General features: G+C 66.4%; 14 protein-coding genes and 1 tRNA gene. 5 read left to right on the forward strand and 10 right to left on the reverse strand.

From position 1 onward, the window contains the following. Nucleotides 1-10: 10 nt before the first annotated feature. The 4 genes from rpsO to AC1AUD_RS07880 form a co-directional block, all read right to left on the reverse strand. Nucleotides 11-280 (reverse strand): 30S ribosomal protein S15, encoded by a 270-nt coding sequence (gene rpsO / locus AC1AUD_RS07865; RefSeq protein ID WP_476573731.1) that lies wholly within the window; start codon nucleotides 278-280, stop codon nucleotides 11-13. 142 nt (nucleotides 281-422) lie between these two features. Then, the gene (locus tag AC1AUD_RS07870; RefSeq protein ID WP_476573881.1) at nucleotides 423-1,100 is read right to left on the reverse strand and encodes a hypothetical protein; all 678 of its coding nucleotides are present in this window, start codon (nucleotides 1,098-1,100) and stop codon (nucleotides 423-425) included. A 79-nt stretch (nucleotides 1,101-1,179) separates the two neighbouring features. Then, a tRNA-Gly gene (locus AC1AUD_RS07875) sits at nucleotides 1,180-1,253 on the reverse strand. A 77-nt stretch (nucleotides 1,254-1,330) separates the two neighbouring features. Further along, on the reverse strand, nucleotides 1,331-2,233 hold the full coding sequence (locus tag AC1AUD_RS07880) for an AraC family transcriptional regulator (protein WP_476573733.1): 903 nt from the start codon (nucleotides 2,231-2,233) through the stop codon (nucleotides 1,331-1,333). A 208-nt stretch (nucleotides 2,234-2,441) separates the two neighbouring features. Between AC1AUD_RS07880 and AC1AUD_RS07885 the strand changes: the two genes are divergently transcribed. Beyond that, a complete protein-coding gene (locus AC1AUD_RS07885) occupies nucleotides 2,442-3,881 on the forward strand; it encodes a sugar porter family MFS transporter (RefSeq protein ID WP_476573735.1) in 1,440 nt (479 codons plus the stop codon). Nucleotide 3,882: 1 nt separating this feature from the next. Next, nucleotides 3,883-4,932 (forward strand): alpha/beta hydrolase, encoded by a 1,050-nt coding sequence (locus AC1AUD_RS07890; RefSeq protein WP_476573737.1) that lies wholly within the window; start codon nucleotides 3,883-3,885, stop codon nucleotides 4,930-4,932. A gap of 87 nt (nucleotides 4,933-5,019) precedes the next feature. Here AC1AUD_RS07890 and AC1AUD_RS07895 read toward each other — a convergent pair whose 3' ends face one another. From AC1AUD_RS07895 to AC1AUD_RS07920, 6 genes are all read right to left on the reverse strand, one after another. Continuing rightward, the gene (locus tag AC1AUD_RS07895; protein WP_476573739.1) at nucleotides 5,020-5,958 is read right to left on the reverse strand and encodes a biotin--[acetyl-CoA-carboxylase] ligase; all 939 of its coding nucleotides are present in this window, start codon (nucleotides 5,956-5,958) and stop codon (nucleotides 5,020-5,022) included. Nucleotides 5,959-5,965: 7 nt separating this feature from the next. Continuing rightward, nucleotides 5,966-6,400: a holo-ACP synthase gene (locus AC1AUD_RS07900; RefSeq protein ID WP_476573740.1), complete on the reverse strand. Its 435-nt coding sequence runs from the start codon at nucleotides 6,398-6,400 to the stop codon at nucleotides 5,966-5,968. Nucleotides 6,401-6,555: 155 nt separating this feature from the next. Next, entirely contained in the window at nucleotides 6,556-7,875 is a 1,320-nt protein-coding gene (locus AC1AUD_RS07905) for an ATP-binding protein (RefSeq protein WP_476573742.1), read from the reverse strand. Nucleotides 7,876-8,090: 215 nt separating this feature from the next. Beyond that, nucleotides 8,091-17,474, reverse strand: a complete 9,384-nt coding sequence (locus AC1AUD_RS07910) for a fatty acid synthase subunit beta domain-containing protein (RefSeq protein ID WP_476573744.1) — start codon at nucleotides 17,472-17,474, stop codon at nucleotides 8,091-8,093. A 48-nt stretch (nucleotides 17,475-17,522) separates the two neighbouring features. After that, on the reverse strand, nucleotides 17,523-19,145 hold the full coding sequence (locus tag AC1AUD_RS07915; protein ID WP_476573746.1) for an acyl-CoA carboxylase subunit beta: 1,623 nt from the start codon (nucleotides 19,143-19,145) through the stop codon (nucleotides 17,523-17,525). Between the two features lies 1 nt (nucleotide 19,146). Then, complete coding sequence (locus tag AC1AUD_RS07920) at nucleotides 19,147-21,018, reverse strand: acetyl/propionyl/methylcrotonyl-CoA carboxylase subunit alpha (RefSeq protein WP_476573748.1); 1,872 nt, start codon at nucleotides 21,016-21,018, stop codon at nucleotides 19,147-19,149. 178 nt (nucleotides 21,019-21,196) lie between these two features. On the opposite strand from AC1AUD_RS07920, the gene AC1AUD_RS07925 reads away from it, so the two are divergent. The 3 genes from AC1AUD_RS07925 (at nucleotide 21,197) to AC1AUD_RS07935 (ending at nucleotide 24,786) form a co-directional block, all read left to right on the forward strand. Beyond that, nucleotides 21,197-21,766: a biotin transporter BioY gene (locus AC1AUD_RS07925; RefSeq protein ID WP_476573750.1), complete on the forward strand. Its 570-nt coding sequence runs from the start codon at nucleotides 21,197-21,199 to the stop codon at nucleotides 21,764-21,766. Nucleotides 21,767-21,865: 99 nt separating this feature from the next. After that, nucleotides 21,866-23,956 (forward strand): DUF6020 family protein, encoded by a 2,091-nt coding sequence (locus AC1AUD_RS07930; RefSeq protein WP_476573752.1) that lies wholly within the window; start codon nucleotides 21,866-21,868, stop codon nucleotides 23,954-23,956. Then, nucleotides 23,953-24,786 carry a PucR family transcriptional regulator gene (locus AC1AUD_RS07935; RefSeq protein WP_476573754.1) on the forward strand — a complete coding sequence of 278 codons (834 nt, stop codon included), beginning with the start codon at nucleotides 23,953-23,955 and terminating at the stop codon, nucleotides 24,784-24,786. Before AC1AUD_RS07930 ends, AC1AUD_RS07935 begins: the two co-directional genes overlap by 4 nt. Nucleotides 24,787-24,926 lie beyond the last annotated feature (140 nt).

Genomic DNA, 24,926 nt, shown 5'->3' on the forward strand with positions numbered 1-24,926 from the left:
TGAAGAATAACTAGCGGCGCAGGCCCAGCTTCTCGATCAGCGCACGGTAGCGGTTGATGTCGGTCTTCTTGAGGTAATCCAGAAGGCTGCGACGATCACCGATCATCATCTGCATGCCACGGCGGGAGTGATGATCATGCTTGTGCATCTTGAGGTGCTCGGTCAGATCGGAGATGCGCTTGGACAGCAGCGCCACCTGGACCTCCGGGGAACCCGTGTCGCCTTCGTGCGTCGCGTACGCGTCGATGATCTGCTTCTTTTCGTCAGCCGTCAGTGCCACGGCATCCTCCTTATGGTCGTTGCGCGGTGCTCCGGGCATGGTGTCAGGAGCTCTCTCGATCCGCGGGCGAAATTACGCCAAAGGGAGAGTATAGGGAGCGGTGCGGACGTCGGCGCGGGGTGGCGGAAGACGGCGGGCGGCCTCACACCGTCGTCAGCAAACCGCCGAACATGACGACGAGCAGCGCCACCAATTCGATGAGGAAGAACAGGATGAACGACGCCCAGCTGCGGGTGAGCACGTTGAGCGGCGAGTCCTTTTTGACGATGACCAGCAGGCCCACCCACACGACCGCGAACACGGCCACGCCGAATCCGGCGGCGATGATGCCGAGGTTGGCCGCGTTGGCGACCGCCGCGGAGTCCCCGTAGACGACGTAGGTGGAATACCAGAAGTTGATCTTGAGCAGGCTCAGCCCGGCGATGAGCTGCTCGGCCGCGAAGCCCACGACGAAGAGGATGCGCCACAGCCAGCGTCGCGAGTCGACGATGGCCAGGCCGAGCGTGGCGAGCGCCAGCAGAGTGACGGTCCAGGACACGAAGGCCATGCCTTGCGGGGTGAACAGATCGAGCGTGGCGACGAGGCGCGCGGTGTCACGCACTGCGAGCACGCGCCCGGCCCAATACGGCACGATGATGGCGGCGAGCACGGCGAGCGCATAGACGATCCACTGCATCGGGCGCGATTTGCCGCGCTCGATGTCCGCCAACGACAGCTCGGTCTCCGGTATCGAGGCCTCGGGATGCTTGGAGACCGGATTGTCGGAGGCGACGCCGGAAGCAGCGCCGGCTGCGTTGCGGTCAGTGGGTGCGTTCGTCATCACGCCCCATACGATACCCCGCGTCCCTGAGAACGCGGGGAAGAAAAAAGGACCGCCGGCAATCCGACGGTCCTTGACATGGAGCGGATGACGGGAATCGAACCCGCGTAATCAGTTTGGAAGACTGAGGCTCTACCATTGAGCTACATCCGCGTTGCCGCACCTTCCGGAGCGACGTGTGCCATTATACACATGCCCTTTACCACTGGTTGCACACGGATGTCAGTCATCTAAAGGCTCGTGTCCATGCCGGCATTCACGACGGGATGAGAGCGCCGGTATTCCTTGGGATGTTCGCCATATCGCCGCTCGAACGCCACGACCAGACTACGCGCACTAGGAAATCCCGAGTCACGCGCAATCTCAGACAGACTCGAGTAATCCTGAAACATGATGCGGCAATAGGCATCCTCAAGACGAAGTCCCGTAAGGTATTCTTTGAACCCCACGCCGGCATTCGTTTTGAAGATTCGGCTGAAGTATTCCCGACTATATCCAAAGTGGTCGGCCACATCCTGCACACCTATGGCCTGCGTATGATGCTCCTCGATATATCCGAACATGGCCTGCGTCATGTTCCGACCAGTTCGCGTGACCAAGCTTTTACGTGGACCGACAACAAAGCGGCGATATGCCAGATACGCCACCTCATACAACAGCGAGTTGATACGCAGACTCGTCTCCGCACCAATTTCCTCTGTAGCCTCAAGCAACATCCGGCATAGGTCCACCATACGTCGGCGGTCCTCGTCCGTCGCCCCGGGCGCCTCGGGACTGAGCATGAGACGGTCGGCAAACTCATACACCTGCTGCAGACGGTTCTCATCGAAGCTCATGGACAGAATCAACGGAGCACGACCCTCATGTCGCTCAGTCACGAAGCTATGCAGCTCGTAAGGGCTGATGATGCATAGTTTGCCCGGATGTAGTCGTTCCACGCGCGAGCCCAGCGTCACGGTTCCCGTGCCTTCCACCACGTAATTTGCCTCGAGCCCGGCATGCCAGTGCAGAGGGACGACCTCCGGCTCGTGATGAACCAGCACCCTCGCCACATAGCGCGACGAGAACACACATTGTTCGCTGTAATCCCTATCCACGACAGGGTTGTACGGCACATGGAACTCTTCCCTCACTCCGCCTCCGCTTCGAGTCGAATCCGGCGACTACGGCCGAATGACTCCATGATGCCGCAAGCGCATACTCCTCCCTAGGCAATATGACGCGAAGGCGTCATCTGGTCACAAAACAGCCAAAAGGATGTCACAAAAGTGCGCCATGACGCGACCAACGCAACCTAGCTTGGATAAGTGACGACGTTGTCGTACAGAGAAAGGAAAAGCAATGTCGCAACAAACTGCATCCCCGCAAAGCGAGGAAAAACTGGACCCCGCGGTCAAGCGGCGAATCATCATCGTCTGCCTGTGCGCCGCGGTGGGCGGATTCCTGTTCGGATATGACACCTCCGTGATCAACGGCGCCGTAGACGCCATCGCAGGCACCACCTCCGGCTTCGGCCTGAGCAGCGGCATGAGCGGCTTCTCCGTCTCCTGCGCCCTGCTCGGATGCGTGATCGGCGCCTGGTTCACCAGCCAGATCGCCGACCGACTCGGCCGCGTGCCCACCATCATCGTGGCCGCCATGCTCTTCATCATCAGCTCCGTCTTCTCCGCCTTCGCCCCCGGCATCGCGGTCTTCATTCTCTTCCGCTTCCTCGGAGGCGTCGGCGTGGGCCTTGCCTCGGTGATCGGACCTGCCTATATCGCCGAAATCGCCCCCGCCCAGATGCGCGGTTTCCTCGGCAGCTTCCAGCAGCTTGCCATCGCCCTCGGCATCCTCGCCTCGGTGATCGTCAACGCCGTGTTCGCCGGAACGTCCGGTAGCGCGGACAATCCGTTCTGGTTCGGCATGAGCACGTGGCGCTGGATGCTGATGGCCATGGCGGTTCCCGCCGTCATCATGCTCATCGTCTCGTTCAGGCTTCCCGAATCCCCCCGCTTCCTGGTGATGAAAGGCAAGGACGAGCAGGCCGCCGAAATCCTGGAACATGTGGTCGGCGAGCGCGATCCGAAGGCCAAAGTCGCCGAAATCCGCAAGACCATGCAGAACGAGCGCATGGCGCATCTGAGCGATCTCAAGGGACACACCTTCGGACTCAAGAAGGTCGTCTGGCTCGGCATCGGCATCGCCATCCTGCAGCAGCTGTGCGGCGTCAACATCATCCTCTACTACGATTCCAGCCTGTGGAAGTCCGTCGGCTTCAGCGAGCAGGCGGCGCTCAACATCTCCGTTTACCGCACCATCGCCGCCGTGGTCGTCACCGTCATCTCGATGTTCATCGTCGACAAGGTCGGCCGCCGCAATCTGCTCAAGTGGGGCTCCATCGGCATGACCGTCTTCCTGGCCATCGCCAGCGTCGGCTTCTACCAGGCCGACGTCACCGACGCGGGCATCTCGCTGCCCGGCGCATGGGGCCCGATCACGCTGGCCGCCGTCTATGCCTTCTACCTGACCTTCTGCCTGACCTGGGGCCCCGCCATGTGGGTCGTCATCGGCGAGATCTTCCCCAACAACATCCGCGCGCTCGGCGTGGCCGTCGCCACGGCCTTCAACTGGATCGGCAACTTCCTGGTGTCCAACACCTTCCCGCCGCTCAAGGATATGGTCGGCATCGGCAACATCTATGCCATCTACGCCGTGTTCGCCCTGCTCGGACTGATCTTCGTGGTCAAGGCGCTGCCCGAGACCGCCGGCGTCAAGCTCGAAGACATGAAGGCGGAGTGACATGGTCGCCGCAACTCCTGAGAACATCGACCGCATCCGCGCCTGGACGCCGGTCGACGAGGACCTCGACGGCGTGCCGGCGGACATCGCCCGCGTCGCCATGGACACGCGCAAGAACTTCGGCCTGGGCGTGGATTCCCACCGTTGCAAGGTGTGGAGCGATCCCGAGGACGTCGTCGTCTACGCCGACGTGCCGTATCTCGACGACGGCACCGCCGACACCGCGCGGGGCAAGGCGCATTGCCTCGATGTCTATCTGCCCCATGACGCGCTGCTGAGGGGCGGATCCTCCCTGCCGGTCTACATCGACATCCATGGCGGAGGCTTCGTCTACGGCTACAAGGACCTCAACCGCAATTTCGGCACGCGGCTGGCGGCGAAGGGCTTCGCGGTGTTCTCGTTGGGATACCGGCTCGCCCCCACCGCCGACTTCATGGACGAACTGCGCGACCTCTTCGCCGCGATCGATTGGATCGCACGGCATGCCGCGGACTATCCGATCAATCCCGCGAACGTGTTCATCACCGGCGACTCGGCCGGCGCCACGCTCGGCCTGTATGCGGCGGCGGCTCTGACGGACGCTTCCTTTGCCGCGCATCTTGGGCTCGATGTGCCCGAGATGCCGGTCAGGGGTGCCGTGTTCCAGTCCGGTCTGTTCGATGTCTCCTCGATCACGGCACCGAAAGAGCCTCCGTCCATCCTGCCCTATATCGACGCGATGGGCAGCACCTTCTTCCGCTCCTTCGTCGAGCGGATGCCGGCGGACCTGGTCACGGCCAGCGGCATGGCGGAGCGGGTGGCGCTGCCCCCGGTCATGCTGACCACCAGTTCGGACGATTTCCTGGAGTTCGAAAGCCTGCTGTTCGGCGCCTACATGCGCATGAACGGCAAGCGCTGCGAGATCCACGACTTCGTGCCGAGCAAAGGCCGCACGCTCGGGCACGTCTTCCCCGTCGGCCAGACGTGGATCGAGGAAAGCCGGCATGTGCTCGACCTGATGACGGCTTTCGCCTACGACCTGTCTGACGGAGACACGAAGCCGACGAGCTGATTCTCCGCGGTGTCCCGCGAACACGGTGGATCGGATAGGGTGCCGGGTGGACGCATATACGTCTGCCCGGCACCTGTTATTTCCGCGTTATTCCCGCGGAAGAACGCCGACGTCGGCGGTGGTGACGCGGTGGTCGCGGCCGTCGGGGGTGCGGATCGTCAGGGAGGCGTCGGGGTTGAGCGCGACGGCCTCGCCGGTCAGCTCGGTGCCGTCGGTGAAATGGGCGACGGCGGTGCGGCCGAGGGTGAGGCAGACGGACTCGGTTTCGTTCCGCAGAGCCGCGGCCTCGGCATGAGGATCGTGCGCAAACGTTTGCAGGCGCTTGGCGAGTACTGCCGCGATGCCGGCGGCGATTGCATCGGACCAATCATCGGCGTCCGGCACATTCGATGGGGCGATGCCTGCGTTGGGACCGCCGAGATGCAGGTGCAGGGAGGTGGCGTTTTGCGTGGGCAGTTCATCCGCCGGAACGGCGAGGTTGAGACCGATGCCGATGATGACGGGGACTGCGGGTTCCTTCCCCGGCGCACTGTCAGCAGCGCCAGCGATGCCATCGGCATCGGACCAAGCCGACAGCTGGCACAGGATGCCGCCGAGCTTGCGGCCGTCGAGGAAAATGTCATTGGGCCATTTGAGCCGCAACGGCGAGCGCAGGCGCATGCCGAGGGCACGGACCGCTCCCTCGATGGCATCGATTGCGGCAAGGCCGGCGATCATCTGGATCCATCCGTTGACGGCATCGTCGAAGACCAGTGAACGCGGCACCGCCACGACGAAGGACATCGTGAACGACCGCCCCTCGCGGCTCGCCCACACATGGTCGAGCCGTCCGCGCCCGGCGGTCTGCCGACGCGCGGCGACCACGGCCGTCTCCCCCGGATCGACGCGCAACGATCCATCACGCACCAGCTGGTCCGCCAACGCATTCGTCGAACCGACGCTGTCCACCGCCACGACGCGCGAAGCCACCCGGGCCGCACGAGGCAACCAGTTTTCCCGTGTCGCTTGTTCAGACTCTGAATCCATATCCACCTCATTCACCTTGCACGCACAGGATGGCGATCGCAGATGCGACCGGGCCGTCGTGGGACAACGACAGATGCCAGCGCACACCATCCGAACGCAACGACTCGACCAGCACGCGCTCCGCATCCGCGGCGAGCGCGACGCGGGGCCGCCCCCGGCGATCGTCGAGGATCTCGATTCGTGACCATGGGAAATCGTCAAGCGTATAAGGGCTGGGACTATCGCCAAGCGCCTCTTCCCATGCCTTGAGCACCGCCTCCTTGCCGGCCCACCGCGCCGCCAGATGCACGGCCTCGCCATCATGCTTGGCCCGACCGCGCGCCGCGGCCTGCCGCAGCTCGCGCGTCGAAAACAACCCGCGCATGCGAGACCCCGGCTCGGCCAATTGCGCGGCGAACCCCGCCACATCGACCACATCGTGCCCCAAGCCCAGAACCGTCATAACCGCCAGCCTACCCTTCGTCAACAAGCGCCGTCACAAGATTCAGTCGAAGAAAACCGCCGCGGCGACATCACCAATCGGATGCCAGCAGGAATTCCTCGATGCTGCGGTGTTCGATGCCGTCGCGCGGACGCAATAACGATGGAAGAAACCCGTCATATGCCCAACGTATCCAGCGGAATGACCTGAACGCCGTCATCCCGAAGATGGGCGAACGCTCCGGTTCCCACAATGACCGCTTTGACGGATGCGGGCCGCTGACCACGCTCGGTCATCTTGCGATCCAAGCGCAGCACATTGGCGGCGCCCTCGTCGATTTGCGCCGCTCCAAGTTTGACTTCGAAAGCGCCCCATCGCCCGTCGCGGGTTTCCACAATCAGGTCCACTTCCAGCGCGGTGTTGTCCCGATAGTGCATCACCTGCGCATCCATAGCCCGCGCATATACCAATAGGTCATGCGTTGCCAAGGATTCAAACAGGAATCCCAATGTTTTCGGATCCGTGCGCAGCGTCGCCGCATTCGCCCCAATGGCTGCGGCCGCAAGCGAAGGATCGGCCAAATGACGTTTCCGCGCCGCCCGAATGCGCACAGGAGAGCGCAATGCCGGACGCCATGCGGGAACATCCTCCACCACATGCATGCGTTCCAGCGCGCCCAGATATCCATCCAACGTCGTTTCAGCCAATGTGGATGGCCCTCTCCCTCCTTTGCGCTTAACGCCCTTTCCCTCGACATCTTCGGGCAGATATTCCGCGGTATCTTTCATCAACGCGTTTTTCGATGCCAAGGTGGCCTCGTTGCGTCCCAAGGATGCCAAAAGCCGACGAACACGCACGGGATCACGAGATACACCGTCGACCTCGGACAGATCATCCTCCACCACCGCGTCCAGATAGCTGCGGGCCGTCAATTCGGCTTGACGGTCTTCGACCTCGATATTCGCCGGCCACCCGCCCCTGACTATCAGCGTGGCGATGCGGTCGATGCTCAAACTCGAATTCGCCGCATACGATTCCCCCTCAAACAGTCCCCTTAGCGAAACTTTGCCGGACGACACCCTCTGTTCCAACAACGTCATGGACGACATACTCAACCTTGCGATGCGCCCGGCTCCACTGTGCATCGGACGCTGGGACACCCTCGGCGTGGCCGAGCCCGTCAGCAAGAAGCGTCCATGTGAAGCATTTCGATCGCAGTCGAACCTCACCACATCCCACAAGGCCGGGACCTCTTGCCACTCATCGATCAGCCTTGGCTCCTCCCCTTCCAGCGCAAGCAGGGGCTCAAGTTGGGCCAAGGAGCGGTTGCGGAAATTGCCGGTTGGATCGGCAAGACTGAACTTCGACGTCGAATGTTGCTCCGCCGTGGTGGTTTTGCCGCACCACTTGGGACCTTCGATGCAGACCGCCGGGAACGTCGCAAGATAATCCTTGACGGAGGCGTCTACAATCCTTGGAATATAAGGTTTTTGCATAACTGTCCACCGCCTTGTTCCGAAACTCACACTAGGTTTTTCAACTACTTTACACTAGCTTTTTCAAGTGTCTGAAACTAGTTTTTTCAAGTTTTTGACAATACGAAAGCCGGTGACCGCCACATGAATCACTTCAGATGGCAATCACCGGCTGGGGGGATCTTCGCTGGTCCGCTGACCCACGCGCACGCGGACCAGCGGACTCAGGAATCAGGTCAGGCCTCGAAGTAACCGGAGGCGCCGAGGCGGGCGTCCGGATCGAGGAGCATGGCCTTTTCGACCTCGTGGGCGTCGTAGCGCTTGGAGTCCTCGTGGAAGCGACGGTTGTCGATCGGCTCGTAGAGCGCGGCGCGACCCATCATGCCCTCCTCGAGGCGGCGCTGACCGGCGGCGAGACGCGCGTTGGCGCGCTCACGCCATGCGTTCAGCGCATCCTCGCCGGCGGTCTTGGCCACGGCGGCCTCGAAGGCGCCGGGGCTGACGATCGCGGCGAAGCCGGACACATGGCCGAAGCCGAGGGAGGTCGCGAGCCCCGCCTTGACGGCACCCACGTGCAGCGGGCGACGCAGCCACACCATGTGGTCGTCCTTCGCGAGCTTCGGGTCCACGCAATCGAGCGCCGCGTTGGCCGGGATCACGCCGGAGCCGAACAGCTGCGTCAGGCCGTTGACCTGGAAGATGCAGGCGCCGCCCTTCGCATGACCGGTGACGGTCTTCTGCGAGATCACGAACAGCGGGTTGCCGTCGGTGCGGCCGATGGCGTGCGCCAGCGTGTTGTGCAGCTCGGACTCGTTCGGGTCATTCGCGTTCGTGGAGGTGTCGTGCTTGGAGACCACGGCGATATCGTCCGGGGTAACGCCAAGCGCCGCCAGATCCTTCACGAGCTTCGAGTCGGCGCCGCCGCGGCCGGCGGCCAGCGCGCCGAGGCCCGGAGCCGGGATCGAGGTGTGCGCGCCGTCGGCGAAGGAGTGGATGTATCCGACCACACCCGCGACCGGCAGGCCCATCTTGAGCGCGATATCACCGCGCGTCACGAGGATCGTGCCGCCGCCCTGGGATTCCAGGAAGCCGCCACGGCGACGGTCGTTCGCGCGCGAGAAGAAGCGCGCGTCGATGCCCTTGCCGTACATCTCGGCCGAGTTGGCGGTGGCGTTCATATTGCCGAAGCCGATCACGGACTCGACGCCGATGTCGTCGATCGCGCCGGTGACCACGAAGTCGGCCTTGCCGAGGGCGATCTTATCGACGCCTTCCTCAAGCGACACCGCCGCGGTGGCGCAGGCGGAGACCGGCTGGATCATATTGCCATAGCCGCCGATATAGGACTGCATGACGTGCGCGGCCACGACGTTCGGCAGCGCCTCCTGCAGGATATCGGTCGGGATCTCGTGGTTGAGGAAGCGGTCGAGATAGAGCTTGCGCATCGAGGACATGCCGCCGAAACCGGTGCCCTGCGTGCTCGCCACCATCGACGGATGGATGGCCTGCAGCACCTCGGTCGGCGTGAAGCCGGCGGAGAGGTAGGCGTCGACGGTGGTGACGATGTTCCACAGCGCGATCTGGTCGACATCGCCGACCATGGAGGCCGGGATGCCCCACTTGACCGGATCAAAGCCCTTCGGGAACTGGCCGCCGACCGTGCGCGTCATGGTGGCGCGGCGCGGCACGCGGATCATCGCGCCCGCATGGCGGGTGACGGTCCATTCGCCGGATTCCGCGTCGGGGGCGACGGTGGTGTGCGCCTCGTCGAGCTTGACGTATTCGCGGGCGACTTCCTCGCTGGGCACGGAGAAGGTGACGTCGTGGTCGAGGAAGACCTCGGCCTCCTCCTCGTCGGCGCCGTCCTTGTAATCGGAGCCCATGCCCTCCTCGAAGGGACGGATGCCGGAGCGGGCCACGACCTCGTCATGGTAGCGCTCGGCGATGTCCTCCTCGGGCACGAGGTTGCCGTCGACGTCATACCAACCCGGCTTGGGGCTGTCGGCCCACGTGAGCAGACCCATGTTCCACGCCAGTTCGAGCACGGCGCCGGCCGACAGATCGACGGAACCGTCGGAATGGATGCCCAGCTCGGCCTCGAAGCGCGTGCGGCCGGAGCCCCACGGACCCAGCTCGCCGACGGAGACGATGACGATCTCGTCTTCCGGACGGGCGGTGACGTTCTGCCAATCGGCCAGGTCGATGGTCGGCTGCCTGCGGACGCGCGGGCTCGGCAGAGCTTTGAGTGTGGCGCCGGAATGAGCTTCCTCGGCTTCGGTCGATGCGTCGGCGGAATCACCTTCGGCAGCCTTCGCCGCGTCGGTCATAGCCTCGGCGCGAAGTGCCTTGATATCGATGGGTTCGTTGCCGAGGCCACCGGTCAGGTCCACGTCGAGCGGCGCGGCGGCGGCCTGCTCACGCGCGTCGGCGGTGGACAGGTCGAGCAGCTTGGCGGCGATCTGCTCGGTGGAGTAGGTCTTCAGGCCATGGCGCTCGACAACCTCGACCAGCGGATCGTTGCCGCCCATGAGGCCGGTGCCGCGCACCCAACCGATCTTCGGGTGGGCGAAGGTGACGCGGCCGGACCACACCTTCTCGGCGCGGGCACGGTTGACGATGGCGTCGAAGGCGGACTTGACCTCGCCGTAGGCGCCGTCGCCGCCGAAGATGCCGCGGTTCGGGGAGCCGGGCAGCACGACGTGGAGCTTGTGCTGCACGTCGGTGTCAGCGCCGATGGCGGACAGGCCGGCGATCGCACGCTCGACGCCCCAGAGCATGAGGCGGGCCTGCGACTCGAACAGCTCGCCCGAATCGGCCAGGGTGCCGTGCACCGGCGGGGCCGCGAACGGGAAGAACAGGGTCGGCTCGTAGGCGGGCTTGAGGATCGTAGTCGTCGCGCCCGTGGTCTTCTTCTGCACGCCGCCGATCCACGCGACAAGCGCGTCGACGTCGCGGAAGCTCGACAGGTTGGCGGGCACCAGCCACAGCTTAGCGTCGCCGGTGGCGTGCTCGCGGTAGGCCTGCTTGGCCCACGCCTTGACGCTCGGCTTGAAGCTGTGCGAGGTGGCGATGACGGTGGCGCCGCCGGCCAGAAGACCTGCGACCACCTGCGCGGCGATCGAGTTCGGGCTCACGCCGGTGACCACGGCGATGTCGCCCGCGAAGCGGCTGGCATCGCCCTCGGCCGGACGCATGGCCTCGGCGGCCACGCGTTCGAAGGCCGCTTTGCCGGCGTCGCAGGACTTGGAGGCAAACCAGTTGGCCTCGTCGGCGATGGTCTTGCCGAGTCCGGCGAAGGAGCCTTCAAGCGCGGAGGCGTCGCGGTCGTAGAAGGCGCGCGCCAGATCCTCGCGGGCGGAGGCCCAGCGGTCGTCGAAGAGGATGGCCTTGTTTGCGTCGAAGTGCGGCTCGACCTGCTTCGGCCAATCGGAGCCGAGCTCGGCGGTGACGGCCTCGACCACGGCGGCGTTCTCATCCTCGCCCGGCTGCGGCGCGGGAGCGGCCACGCCAAGCTCGTCGAGCACGAAACGGGCGGTGGCAGCGAGCACGCCGTTGGAGCCGGTGACCTTCTCGGCGAAGGCATCGAGGGCGGCGGAATCGACCACGGCACCGCCGGCAGCGCCACCGGCGCTCGGCAGGGCGACGCTGACGCCACGGGACGCGGCGACCTTCTGCACGGCCGCATCGATCAGATCGTTCGCGGCTGCGGCGTTCGACACGGCGCCGGTGGGCAGGGATGCGAGGTCCCCACCACGCGAGGAGGCGCCGTCGCGGGTTTCGAGCACAAGGGCGGCGACCACATTGGAGGCCCAGCCGGCGCCCAGCTGCCACACGTCGGTGACGCGCTTCTCGATGCCGGCGACCTTGACGCCGGCGGCGCCGAAGATGCCGCGCACACGGTCACGCACGATATCGGCGAGCACCGGACCGAAGGCCTTGTAGTTCGGGGCGACCTTGTTGACCAGCGCGCTCAGCGCGTCAATGCTCGCCTCGGCGGCGCCGTCGACGCTGGCCACGCCCAGCTCGGAGCTGATGTCCATGAGCAGCTGGTTGCGGCGCGAGGACACGCCATTGGTCAGGGTGTCGGTGGTGTCGTTGCCGCCGATCTGGTCGGGGCGCACCTTGGCCGAATAGGCCAGCAGCGTGGCGATGGCGTCGGAGGCCTTGAACGGAATGTCCGCGACGGAGGCGCCGGAGACGGCACCGGCAGCGGGAACCGGAGCGGCGGGAGCAACCTCCGCCGCAGGAGCGGACTGCACGGCCACCGGAGCGGGCGCTGCAGCGGCCGGAACAGCCGCAGCGGCCTGCTCGGCCGGCGCCTCGCTCTCCTCCGGCTCCTCGTCCTTCACCAGCGAATCCGGATCGGAATCGGTCATATACACGCGGCCTTCGTCGCGACCCACGTTGTACACCACGGTGTCCACGCCGGCGAACTCGGGCAGGCGCAGCGTCTTGGCGCCGAGGTTCGCAAGCGTCGGGGCATTGCCGAGGCCGACCTCGACGTATTCCTCCACGCCGAGACCACCCTGCGCGGCGGAGTGGAACAGCAGCGCCTGCGTCTCGATCCAACGCACCGGGGAGGCGAACTGCCAAGAAAGCAGCTCCGTCAGCAGCAGACGGCCGAGCTTCTGGTCGTCCGCGGCGTAGGAATCCCACACCTTGTCGTCGTCCAGCGCGGCCTTGATGCGTTCGGAGGGCACGACCTCGAGGATCTTGGCGGCGAATTCCTTGGTCATCTCGAACGGCGCGGCGACCAGGTTCGGGATATAGCGCCCGCACAGACGGCCGCGATAGTCGATTTCCGCCGGCAGCAGCGCGTCGAGCTTGTCGCGGAACTCCGGCACGCCCTTGCGAAGCAGCGTGGAGTGGAACGGCACATCGATGCCGGGCACCAGCATGAACGGCGGCTTGCCGCCGAACTCCTTGGCGCGCTTCGAGGCGTCGGCCTGCAGATACTTGAGGCCCGCGATGGTGCCGGCGATCGCATACTGCTGGCCGGCGAGGTTGTAGTTCACGATCTCCAGGAACTCGCCGCTCGCCTTGGCGACGGAGGCGACGTAGTCCTTGACATGCGCGTCGTCCACGCCGAACTGGTTCGGACGCAGCGCGCCCATGCGGTAGTTGGAGCGGCCCTGCGCATCGCGGTCGATGAGGTGATGCATCGTCGAGCCGCGGTGGAACACGAGCTCCAGCACAGTCTCCAGCGGGATCACGCCGGCGAAGGCGGACAGCGCGTTGTATTCGCCCAGCGAGTGGCCGGCGAAGTAGGCGGGCCAGATGTCGGCGCCGGCCTCGCGCAGACGCGCGGTCTGGGCGAAGGCCACGGTGGCCAGGGCCACCTGCGTGAACTGGGTGAGGTTGAGCAGTCCCTCGGGATGGCGGTAGGTGACGCCGTTGGCGATGAGTTCCTTCGGATTGTCGCGCACAACGGCGAGGATCGAGAACCCGAGCTTGGAGCGGGTGAGCTTGTCGGCGCGCTCCCACACATCGCGGGCGGCGGCGGACTTGGCGCGCTCGTCGAGCACCATGCCCTGCTTCTGGATGCCCTGGCCCGGGTAGACGAAGGCGGCCTCGGGGGCGCGCACCAGCGCGGTGCCGCGGGAAACGAGCTGGCCATCGATGCGGCAGGTGACCTCAAGGGTCATGCCGCCGTGGCGCACGCGGCCGACGCGCTCGACAGAGATCTCGACCTGGTCGTCGAGCTGCACCATGCCATACATGTTGTAGGTCCAGCCGGCGATCTCGTAGTGGGCGCCCTTCTCGTCGAGCGCCTGCACCGCGTGCTGGGCGGTGGCGGACAGCCACATGCCGTGCACCAGCGGGGCGGTCAGGCCGGAGATGGCGGCGCCGCGCTTCGAGGTGTGGATCGGGTTGAAGTCGCCGGAGGTGCGCGCGAAGGCGGTCATATCGTGCGGCGCGGTCACCTTGACGCGGCGGAGCAGACGGCGCGGCGTCGACTCGATCTCGTCGTCGGCATGGTAGTCGCCATACTCCGGCGCCTCGGCCGGCAGCGCGTCGGAATAGACGCGGCCGCGGATCGCGAAGCGCTCGGTCTCACGCGCCAGCAGCGTGCCGTCGGCGGCGGTATGGTTCACATGGATGGTCACGACGCGGCCGGAGGCGGACTCGAAGTAATCCTCGGCCCAGCTGGTGAGCGTGATCGTCTCGCCGACATGGGCGAGCAGCTCATCCTCGGTTTCCTCGAGCTCGATCAGATGGTCGAGGTGGACGGCGTTGAGCAGGCCTTCGATAACCGGATATCCATCGACATACACGGAGCCGAGGGCGGCGTAGATCGCCGGCCAGGCCGGTCCGACCAGCGCGTCGGGGGCGATGCGGGAGGCGCGCAGCGTGCCGGGCAGGGCGCCGCCGGTGGCCGCCTCGTGGTCGTAGCCGAGGTTGGCGGAAAGAGTGTAATGCGCAGTCGCGGTGCCGAACGGCGTCTCCGCATCGGTCTCGCCACCCACATACTTGTGCTCGGCATCGGCCACACCGCCGGTGACGGACGGCATCGCGTCAAGCACGTCGCCGGTGATCGCGGTGTTGCCGATGCCGGCGGTCGCGGCGAGCATGGCGTAGACATTCGGCACCAGACGGTCGCGGTTGACGATCGGCATCGCACCATCGGCGTCGGCCGGCACGGTGAGCGGGATCACGATGTCGCGCACGGCGTGCTTGGAAACGCCGCCGTCGGGATCGTTGTCCCAATAGGTGTCCAGATGGATATCGAGGTCATATTCGCCCGCGGCGGCGTCCACGGCGCGGATCTCGTAATGCCGGTCCCCCACCTCGGTGCCGTAGGCCGGGTTGTCGGTGACATGGCCGACCCAGGAGATATTCGGGGAGCGGCGGATGAATTCCTCGGCGGACTTCGCGTCGGACAGCGCGGCGAAGGCCTCGCCTTCCTCGCCGTCGGACAGCGACTTCGCGCGTTCGATGGAGGCATCCACGAAGCGCCCGAGGATATCGGCGACGGGCTCGTCGACGGTGGTGATGCCGGCCACGGAGATCGGGCCGGGGATCACGCGCACGGAATCGGCGGAATAGCGCGGGTCCTCGGACTGCCACAGCTGGTCCTGGCCCCACCAACGCAGCAGGTCGTTGTCGATTTGCGGCACGAAGGGCATGGGCTTGGGATATTCGCGCACCAGCACCGGGAACCAGGCCACGTCGGCCGGGATGACCTTGAGCTCGGCGGCGGCCGGATAGGCCTCTGCAAGACGCTCGATCGCGGCCTTCGGATCGGCCTCGACATCGGCGCGACCGGCGAACAGGGATTCGAACTCGCCGGACTCCTGGTCGCGCACGCGGGCCTCGATGCGCTGCAGCAGGTGCAGGAAGCGATCGGCGTAGGTCTCGTCGACCCACGGGAAGGCGAGCTCGGCGAAGCGCTGAGCCCACTCGATGTAAGTCATCTCGGCGAGGTCGCCGAAATACGGCTTGGCGGTTTTGTCAAGAGCGGCGATGATCTCGTCGCGACGGGTCTCCAGCTCCTCGGGGTGCTTCATCACGCGCACGAGCAGACGGCCGCATTCGGCGGAGGAGTTCTCGACCTCGTAGATGTCGGCGTGCAGATGGGACAGGCCGGAGGCGACGCCGCCCACGGACTTGCCGGAGGGCACCCAACGCTCACCGGCCGGTGCGAAGATATCCTGATCGGGCGTGTTGTCGGTGATGCCGGGCGTCTTGACCAGCAGCTGCTTGACCTCGGGGCTGGTGTGCGCCTCCTTGGCGGTCATCACGGCGGTGCCGACGAGCACGCCGTCCACCGGCATGTCGGGCAGGTCGTAGACGCGGGCCCACTGGCCGGAGAGATAGTCGGCCGCGCGCTCGGGCGTGCCGATGCCGCCGCCGGCGACAAGCACGAGGTTGTCGCAGGCGCGCACCTCGGCGTAGGTGTTGATGAGCAAGTCGTCCAGCGACTCCCAGGAGTGGTGGCCGCCGGCGGAACCGCCCTCGACCTGCACGAGGATCGTCGTCGGGGCGACGGCCTTGGCGATGCGCACGACCTGGCGGATCTGGTCGACGGTGCCGGGCTTGAAGCTCACATAGGGCAGGCCGTCGGCCTGCAGCGACTTGATGAGCTCCACGGCCTCGTCGGTCTCCGGGATGCCGGCGGAGACGACGACGCCGTCGATCGGCGCGCCGGACTGGCGCTTCTTGGGCACGATGCGGGAGGTGCCGAACTGCAGGTTCCACAGATAGCGGTCCATGAACATCGCGTTGAACTCGACGGTGCGGCCCTCTTCGAGCAGCTCCTCGAGCTTGGCGACGTGGCGGTCGAAGACCTCGGCGGTGACCTGGCCGCCGCCGGCGAGCTCGGCCCAGTAGCCGGCGTTCGCGGCCGCGGCGACGATCTCGGGATCGACGGTGGTGGGGGTCATGCCGGGCAGCAGCACCGGCGGCTTGCCGGTCAGGGAGGAGAACTTGGTGATCAGACGCTCGCCGGCCGGGGTCTTGACGACGCGCGGGGCGAAGGCCTTCCAGTTCTGGGTGCGCGCGGGCGCCTCGGCGTCGGCGTCCAGAGTGGACAGCGCGCCGCGCTCGGCCACGGTGGAGGCCTCCACCACGCCCACGCCGGTGCCCTGCACCAGGTTGCCGATGAGCTTGCCGAGCGTGTTGCCCGGACCCATGTCCACGATCCACAGCTTGGAGGGATCGACGGCGCCCATCATGTCGCGCACGCGGGCGGCCCAGTCGACATGGTTGAGCAGCACCTCGGCGGCCAGCGACTGCGCGCGGCTCTCGTCAAAGCCGCAAGCCTTGGCCCAGGCGACGGCCTGATCGACGGCCTCGGCCATCAGCGGGGAGTGGAAGGGCAGGGTCACATCGAGGTATTCGAGCACGGGGGCGAACACCGCACCGCCGCGCACCTTGTCCTCGCGCAGCTTGGCCTGCTTCTTGTGCTCCTTCTCGGCCTCGACGCCGAAGGCCGCCAGATCGTCCGGGAAGCCGGAGAGCACATGGTGGTTCGCGGAATTGGTCACGGCGATGGCGATGGGGCCGCGCGGATTGTTCACGCGGGCGGCCAACGCCTCGACCTGCGCGCGGGTGGCGCCGCGCACGGACAGCATCGGGGTGGCCTCGCCATGCAGCGGGTTGAGCGCCAGTTCGCGGGCGCGGCGGGTGCCGGCGGCGCCGATCAGGGCGGCGATGGCCAGGATTTCGTCGATCTGCGGCGCGGCGGCGGCGATGGAGCCGGCCTCTTCGATCGCGCGCACCATATGCACGGCGAGCACGCCCTGCGAATGGCCGAGCACAGCGACGGGCTTGGCCTTGGCGACGTCATATCCCAGTCCCTCGAGGTCAATCAGCGCGCCGAGCTGCGCGAGGGCGATGCCTTCCACGCTGGCAGTGGCGTCGGCCGCGGCGCCGAGGCGGGCCGGGTTCGGCGTGAAGCCGAACAGATCGACCGGGCGGCCGGTGGTGGCCAGCAGATCGGCGTTGACCGGGGTGAGAAGGCGACGCGCGGCGTCGTCGTGATCGTGCAACGCCTGCTCAAGCGCCGGGTCGCCGGTCAGGTCGGCGAGCGCGACCGGCCACGGAGTGGATTGGCCGGCGAAGGCGAGCGCATGCGGCTCGCTGCTCAGGCGGTTGAGGAAGAAGCTGGGGTTGCTCATTCGTATTCCTTTGGTTGGGGTGGGTGGGTTCGGTTATGAAGAGATGTGTTATAGCGGTTGATTACCGTGGTGCTTGGCGGTGCGCTTGACGCGGCGTTTGCCGGCGAGCATCCGCAGGGATTCGGCGATGGCCTCGCGCGTCTGCTCGGGGTCGATCATCGCGTCGATCTGGCCGGTTTCCAGCGACAGGTTCGCGTTGACGGTGGTCCGCTCGTATTCGTCGGCGAGCCGCGCACGCAGCTCGTCCACGTCGCGGCCGGCTTCCTTCGCCTTCTGCAGATCCTTGCGGTGGATGATGTTGACGGCTCCGGTCGCGCCGAGCACGGCGATCTGGGAGGAGGGCCACGCGAAGTTCATATCGGCGCCGATGGCCTTCGAGCCCATCACGATATACGCGCCGCCGAAGGCCTTCCGCAGCACGACGGTGACCAGCGGCACCTGCGCGTTCGCGTAGGCGTAGATCACCTTGGCGCCGCGGCGGATGATGCCGGCGTGCTCCTGGTCGGCGCCCGGCTTGTATCCGGGGGTGTCCACCAGCGTGATGACGGGCAGGTTGAAGGCGTCGCACAGGCGCACGAAGCGCGCGACCTTCTCGGAGGCGTCGACGTCGAGGATGCCGGCCGAGACGGCGGGCTGGTTGGCGACGACACCGACCGGGTGCCCCTCGACGCAGCCGAAGCCTACGACGGCCGAACCGGCGAAAAGCTCCTGCACCTGCACGAACTCGCCGTAGTCGAGGATGCAGCGGATGACCTCGAGCACGTCGTAGGGCTGGCGGTCGTTGTCGGGCACGATGCCGGCGAGACGCTTGGCGGTGTCGCGGTCGGCGCGCGTGGCGGCATAGGCGAAGGCCGGCGGCTGCGTCTCGGCGTTCGACGGCAGATAGGCGAGCACGGTGCGCGCGTAGTCGATGGCGTCGGCCTCGTCCTCGCCGAGGTAATGCGCCACGCCGGAGACGGTGTTGTGCACGGTGCCGCCGCCCAGATCCTCCATGCTGATCGTCTCGCCGGTGGCGGCCTTGACCACATCCGGGCCGGTGACGAACATATTGGAGTTCTCGCGCGTCATGATGATGAGATCCGTCAGAGCCGGGCAATAGACCGCGCCGCCCGCGCAGGGGCCGAGGATCAGGCTAAGCTGCGGCACATAGCCGGAGGCCTCGCAGGTCTTGCGGAAGATGCGGCCGTATTGCGTCAGCGCGGCGACGCCCTCCTGGATGCGCGCGCCGCCGGAATCGATGAGCGCGACGATCGGGATCTTCAGGTCGAGGGCCCTGTCCATCAGATGGCAGATCTTCTCGCCTTCCTCGCGACCCAGGGTGCCGCCCTTGACGGAGAAATCCTGCGCATAGACGGCTACGCGGCGGCCATAGACCTCGCCGAAGCCGGTGATGACGGCCGAACCGGCCTTGCCGCCGTTGATGTCGCCGCCGCGGAAGCGCCCGATCTCCACGAAACTGCCGGTGTCCAGCAGCAGGTCCAGGCGTTCGCGCGCCGTTTTCTTGCCCTTGGCATGCTGGCGGGAGACGGCATGCTCCTCGGCGTCGCGGGCGAGCTCCGCGGCCTTGACGACCCCGGCGCGCAAAGGCTGCGAGCCTTGGGTGCCGGCTTCGGGCGCCCCCATGTGTTCCATGGCCGCGACGACGGCCGGGGATTCGATAATATCGGTCATCTCAGGCCTCCTTCCCGGCATCGGTATGGGCGGGCTTCGCGTCCGCGCCCTTGACCTCCATCGTGACCAGCGTCTCGCCGGCCTCGACGCCATCGGCCGGGCCGACGAGCACCTTGGTGACGGTGCCGGCGGTGGGCGCGTAGACGTAGTTCTCCATCTTCATCGACTCGAGCACGACGAGCAGATCGCCCTTGGCGACCTCCTGTCCCTCGGCGACGTTGATGCGGGTGACCACGGCCTGCATCGGCGAGGAGATCACGCCGGGCTTGTCCGCCGGCGCCTGCTTCTTGGCGCCGATGTTATGCAGCCCCTGGCCGCGCAGCGGCTGGGTGGGGCGCTTGGCGCCGCGGGCGCGGGCCGAGCCGGTGATGTTCTCGACGATATCGAGCGGCACGGTGAGCTTGACGCGGCGGTCGTCCACTTCGATGACGAAGGTCTCGGTGGGCGTCGGCTTGCCGGATTCGTCCGCACCGGCGGCGCTCAGCGAGGCGGGCTGGCCGGAGGCGGCGGAACCGGGCTTGCGGTTCAGATATTTGCGTTCGAGCCACTTGGTGCTCACGTCGAAGCTGTGCTCGTGTTCGGCGGTGAATTCATCGTCGTTGAAGATGCGCTCGAACAGACTGGCCGGGGTCGGCACGCCTTCGATATGCAGCTCGCCCAGAGCACGGCGTACGCGGGCCACGGCGGCTTCGCGGCTTTGGGCGGAGACGACGAGCTTGCCCATCATCGAATCGAATTTCGGCGACACCGTGTCGCCGGTCTCGATGCCGGAATCGATGCGGATGCCGGGGCCGGAGGGCCAGTCGACGCGGGTGAGCGTGCCGGAGCTCGGGGTCAGGTTCGTGGCCGGATCCTCGCAGGTGATCCTGAGTTCGAAGGCGTGGCCACGCGGCGCGGGGGCCTTGGTGAGCGTGCCGCCGTCAGCGATGGTCAGCTGCTCGCGCACGAGGTCGAGGCCCGAGACCTCCTCGGAGACGGTGTGCTCGACCTGCAGGCGGGGGTTGACCTCAAGGAAGTAGACCTTGTTGTTCGGCGTGACCATGAACTCGCAGGTGCCCAGGCCCACGTAGTCGACGGCTTCGAAGAGGTTGCGGGAGTAGCCCTCGAGCTGCAGCTCGACGTCCTTGGGCAGGAAGGGCGCGGGGGCCTCCTCGACGAGCTTCTGGTTGCGCCGCTGCACGGTGCAGTCGCGCGTGGAGTAGACGGTGAAGTTGCCATGGCTGTCGCGGCCGGACTGGGTCTCGACGTGGCGGGCCTTGTCGATGAATTTCTCGACGAAGTATTCCTTGAGGTCGCCGCCCTGCAGCGAATCGTGGTTGAGATAGAAGCCACGCAGCTCGTCGTCGTCGTGCACGACGGTGATGCCGTGGCCGCCGCCTCCGTCGGTGCGCTTGAGCATCAGCGGATAGCCATGCGTATGCGCGAAATCGAGGAGCACGCGCATGTCGGAAACGGGGTCGGAGATACCCGGCACCGGCGGCACGCCCGCGCCCTTGGCCACGCGACGGGCGGTGATCTTGTCGCCCAGATCGACCAGGGCCTTCGGATTCGGACCGACCCAGATGGCGCCGGCGGCGATCACCTTGGAGGCAAATTCGGCGACCTCGGAGAGGAAGCCGTATCCCGGATGCACGGCGTCGGCGCCCGAACGGTGCAGGATGTCGATCAGCAGGTCCTCGTTGAGGTAGGTGTCCTTGTAGGTGTCGCCCGGCAGCAGATAGGACTCGTCGGCCATGTCGACGTATTGCGAGTCGCGGTCCTGCTCGGCGTAGACGGCCACGGTGGCGATGCCCATCTCGCGCGCGGTGCGCACCACGCGCAGGGCGATCTCGCCTCGGTTGGCAATCAGAAGTTTCTTGACAATATGCCCCATGATGTCAATAGTCTTCTCCCGTTCATCGGCGGGCTCAACGCAAACGTCTACAAAACCGCCGTGAATCTTTTGTGAGGTTCCACAAACGCCGCCGTAGCTTCGCGCGCCTATCCTTGCGGAACCAAAGGGATATGCGCCTCGGGCGCACCAGTCGCTTACATGAGGGGGATCAGTCATCATGCAGACCATCGCATCCACAGCCGTGCACGCCCAAGCCGTCTCGCTGCCGCGCCGCATCGCCGCCGCAAGCTGGAAACCGGCGCTTTTCGCCGTGCTGATGTGGGCCGCCGCCGCGGCCGGGGCGATTCCGGTGCCGGGCTCGCCCACTCCGATCACCCTGCAGACCTTCGTCGTGATGATGGCCGGCCTCATGCTCCCGTGGCGTCAGGCCGCCGCCTCCGTGGCCGCCTATCTGGCCGCCGGAGCGGCCGGCCTGCCGGTGTTTGCCGGCGGCATGTCCACGCTGGCGTTGGTCGGCCCCGACGCCGGCTTCCTGCTTGGTTTCCTGCCGGGCGTGGCCCTCATCGCGCTGCTGCGCGGGCGCACACCGAACATCGCGCGATATGGTTTTGCCGCGCTCATCGGCGGCGTGGCCGTCGTCTACGCGACCGGCTTCTTCGTCCAGTCCGTGCTCTTCCATGCGCCGTTCCTCACCGTGGCCGCGGCCTCCGGCGCCTTCATCCTCGGTGACATCGTCAAGGCCGCCGTCGCGGCGCTCGTCGCCTCCGGCCTGGCTCGCCTGCGCTGATCCGCATATCGACGAGGCCCGTCGCGCGGGTTTCCCGACTCCGGCTTCATGCGCCGAAGCGCCCGGCTCCGGTGAACGGCGGTGAGTAAAATGGCTGGGATGAACGCCGCCACGAACCACGACCTGACCGCCCGCGCGCCATCCGCGCATCCGCATCTGGCGGCGGCCGCGCGGGCGGCGCGCTGGGCTCTGGCGACGCTCGCCTGTCTATGGCTAGCGCTGTGCACGGCCGTCGGCCCGTTGTATTGGGCCGATTCCTCGATCGCCGACTTCGGCCCGGTCAACGCGGCGTATTTCCTACTGTCCTTCCTCATCTACCTCGGCATCGTCCTCGCACTGGTGCGCTGGGCCAACGGCGTGCCAGTGCTCGGCTGGCACCGCGCCCGCCACCAGGGCGAGGGATATGAGCGCGAACCGCGCCGCATCGTGCCGCCCGGTCTGCGCATGTGGTCCGCGAGCTGGGCGCTCTCCCGCCCCGGCATGGCGGTGCGCCGTTTCCTTGCGTTGCTCGGCCGCGGCATCGTGCGAGGCACCGACCGCTGGTGGAAGATCGCGCTGATCCTGTTCCTCGGCTGGCTGTGGGCGCCGACGACGCTGCTGGCCGCCTTCGGCGCCGACATCCGCTCGCAGATCCGCGAGTTCAGCTGGGCCTGGAACCAATGGACGGGCCTGAAGCAGCCTTATATCGGCTTCTTCTCCTTCGTGCCGATGGACATCTACCCGACCGCGCATTACATGTGGCCGGACGATCCGACCTATCTGACCGACCAGCACAATATCGTCCTCACGCTGATTTACGGCGCCGCCGCCGCCGTCTCGCGCTATCTGACCGGCTCGAACGATTGGGGCATCGTCGCGCTGGCCGCCACGCAGTTCCTGTTCGCCGTCTTCTGCGTCGCCGCCACCGCGAACCGCTTCCTGAATCTGCGCCCGATCATGGTTCCGGCGGACTCATCGGACTCATCGCGGACGGGCATGCAGGACCGCCTCGCCACCGCCGGCACAACCCCTGCGGGAGGCTTCGCCCGCGTCGCGATCATCCTGTTCTTCCTCATATGCCCCCTCGCGGTGTTCTCGACGATATCGATAACCAAATCCCCGCTCTTCGCCTTCGCCTTCACCTGGTGGTTCGGCATCTGGTATGAGCTCCATCTCACGCGCCGCGCGGCGGGCAAGCGGAGCGTCGACGCCCCGCGTCTGCCGCGACGCACCGTGCTCGCCTTCGCGCTGTCGACCATCGTGATGCTGGTCTCGGCGAAATACGCCTGGTACATCGTCGCATTGCAGATCGTCCTCGGCATCCTCGCGGACCGTCGGCGCTGGGCAGTCTATGTGACGGCGCTGCTGCTGCCGGTCATCCTCGTGCACGGCGGCACCGCGCTGGCCATCCAGTCCGGCGCGATCATCGGCGGCGACCCGATCGAAAGCCGCGGCGTGCAGTTGCAGATGATCGCGCGAGTCGCCCAGCGCGACCCGGAGGCGATTCCGCAGTCCGCGAAGGACAAGCTCGCGCCGGTGTTCAACCTCGACCAGATGGCCGACGCCTATTCGAGCCAAGACGCCGATCCGGTGAAGTCCTCGGGCATCCAGTCGAAGAAGGTCTCCTATCGCTGGCGCACCGTGACGCCGGAGGATATGGAACGGTTCAACGAGGCGTGGCTTGAGATCGTCAAGGCCTCGCCGATCGTGGCGCTCGACGCGCTGCTGGCGAAATCCTATGGATACTTCGACATCGCCGACCTGCCGTACGTGCCGATGTCCTATTACATCGACAGCGACTATGTGCAGAAGAACTCGACGTGGATCCGCTACGTCAACCATGACTGGCGCGCGAGCGTCGCCACCTTCGCTGATTCGTGGAGCGCGGCGCCGGTGCTCGGCTGGCCGACGCATGGCAACTTCTACGTCATCCTCACGCTGCTGGTCGGCGCGGCCGAAGTGGTGCTGCGCCGCTGGAGGGCATTGGCCTGGCATATCCCGTTGCTGCTGCTGATGGGGGTGATGATCACGGCGCCGGCGAACAACTTCGAACGGCATATGCTGCCCGTGGCCTTCGTCTTCGGTTTCCTGTGCCTGCAATTCTGGCGCGAATCGCGGGCCGCGCGGGCGGCGGCCGATGCGCCCGCCGCCGTGGAGGTGGTGGACGGGGTTTCCGCGGCGAATGACGCGACGGTTAGACTAGAGCCATGACCGATTCCACCGCCCCCGATTTCCTGGGGATGCTTGACGCCGACACGCAGCTCGAGGCCGTGATCTTCGAATGCCTGGCCTCGGGCATCGACGACGGGCGCGTGGCATCGCTGATGGCCGTGGACGGCTGGGGCGATGACTTCGATTGCTTCGCCGTGGGCGGCACGACGCGGGACACGACGCGGGGCGCGGCCGGGGGCCGGCGCGACGCGGCGGACGCGCAGGTGCGCACGGCCATCTCCCTGACGCATTCATGCGTGCGTGATCTGGGCGGCGGACAGGTGATCGCCGGCACCAGGAACGGGCATCTGGTCGCCTTGGTGCGCCGCCAGGGCGCGGCCACCCCGGAGGTGACCTGCACGGCCATGTCCTCCGCATTCGACGATGCACGGCCGCTGTGCCTGGGCCCGACGCGCCATGGCGTCGTCGGCGCGGCCGAGACGGTGCGCGCGGTGCTCTATTCGCTGGCGGCCGCCCCCGCCATGACCGGCACGCGCCTCCCCCGCCCGATGCGGGCCGACGACGTGCTGCCGGAGCGGGCGCTGCTGGGAGACGAGGCGGCCCGCCGCGAACTCGTCGACGTGGTGTATGCCAGCCTTGCGGCCGCGGGGCCCGACGACCCGACGATGGCCACGGTCGCCGCCTTCCTGGATTCCGGCAATTCGCTCGAGGCCACGGCCAAGGAGCTCAACGTCCATCCGAACACCGTGCGATATCGTCTCAAGCGCGCCGCCGAATCAACCGGCTGGGACGCCACCGACCCCCGCGAGGCCTACGTCCTGACCACTGCGATAGCGCTCGGCCGCATACACGATCATGCGGCCGCATAGCCGGAAAAAGAAAGCCCAGCGGGCTTTCGACCGACGCATCCGAATCTCCGGCCGCATACACGATCATGCGGCCGCATAGCCAAAAGCCTGCTCAGATACGACGAGGACCCCGGCGCCGCATGGGCACTGAGGTCCTCGTA

The sequence above is a fragment of the Bifidobacterium sp. LH_730 genome (assembly GCF_056355835.1).

What these genes read in the sequence shown, in the direction of transcription:
- AC1AUD_RS07890 (WP_476573737.1), top strand. Translation starts at nt 3,883, where the DNA reads ATGGTCGCCGCAACTCCTGAGAACATCGACCGCATCCGCGCCTGGACG.
- AC1AUD_RS07905 (WP_476573742.1), bottom strand. Translation starts at nt 7,875, where the DNA reads ATGCAAAAACCTTATATTCCAAGGATTGTAGACGCCTCCGTCAAGGAT.
- AC1AUD_RS07895 (WP_476573739.1), bottom strand. Translation starts at nt 5,958, where the DNA reads ATGGATTCAGAGTCTGAACAAGCGACACGGGAAAACTGGTTGCCTCGT.
- AC1AUD_RS07870 (WP_476573881.1), bottom strand. Translation starts at nt 1,100, where the DNA reads ATGACGAACGCACCCACTGACCGCAACGCAGCCGGCGCTGCTTCCGGC.
- AC1AUD_RS07935 (WP_476573754.1), top strand. Translation starts at nt 23,953, where the DNA reads ATGACCGATTCCACCGCCCCCGATTTCCTGGGGATGCTTGACGCCGAC.
- AC1AUD_RS07915 (WP_476573746.1), bottom strand. Translation starts at nt 19,145, where the DNA reads ATGACCGATATTATCGAATCCCCGGCCGTCGTCGCGGCCATGGAACAC.
- AC1AUD_RS07930 (WP_476573752.1), top strand. Translation starts at nt 21,866, where the DNA reads ATGAACGCCGCCACGAACCACGACCTGACCGCCCGCGCGCCATCCGCG.
- AC1AUD_RS07920 (WP_476573748.1), bottom strand. Translation starts at nt 21,018, where the DNA reads ATGGGGCATATTGTCAAGAAACTTCTGATTGCCAACCGAGGCGAGATC.
- AC1AUD_RS07900 (WP_476573740.1), bottom strand. Translation starts at nt 6,400, where the DNA reads ATGACGGTTCTGGGCTTGGGGCACGATGTGGTCGATGTGGCGGGGTTC.
- AC1AUD_RS07925 (WP_476573750.1), top strand. Translation starts at nt 21,197, where the DNA reads ATGCAGACCATCGCATCCACAGCCGTGCACGCCCAAGCCGTCTCGCTG.
- AC1AUD_RS07885 (WP_476573735.1), top strand. Translation starts at nt 2,442, where the DNA reads ATGTCGCAACAAACTGCATCCCCGCAAAGCGAGGAAAAACTGGACCCC.
- AC1AUD_RS07910 (WP_476573744.1), bottom strand. Translation starts at nt 17,474, where the DNA reads ATGAGCAACCCCAGCTTCTTCCTCAACCGCCTGAGCAGCGAGCCGCAT.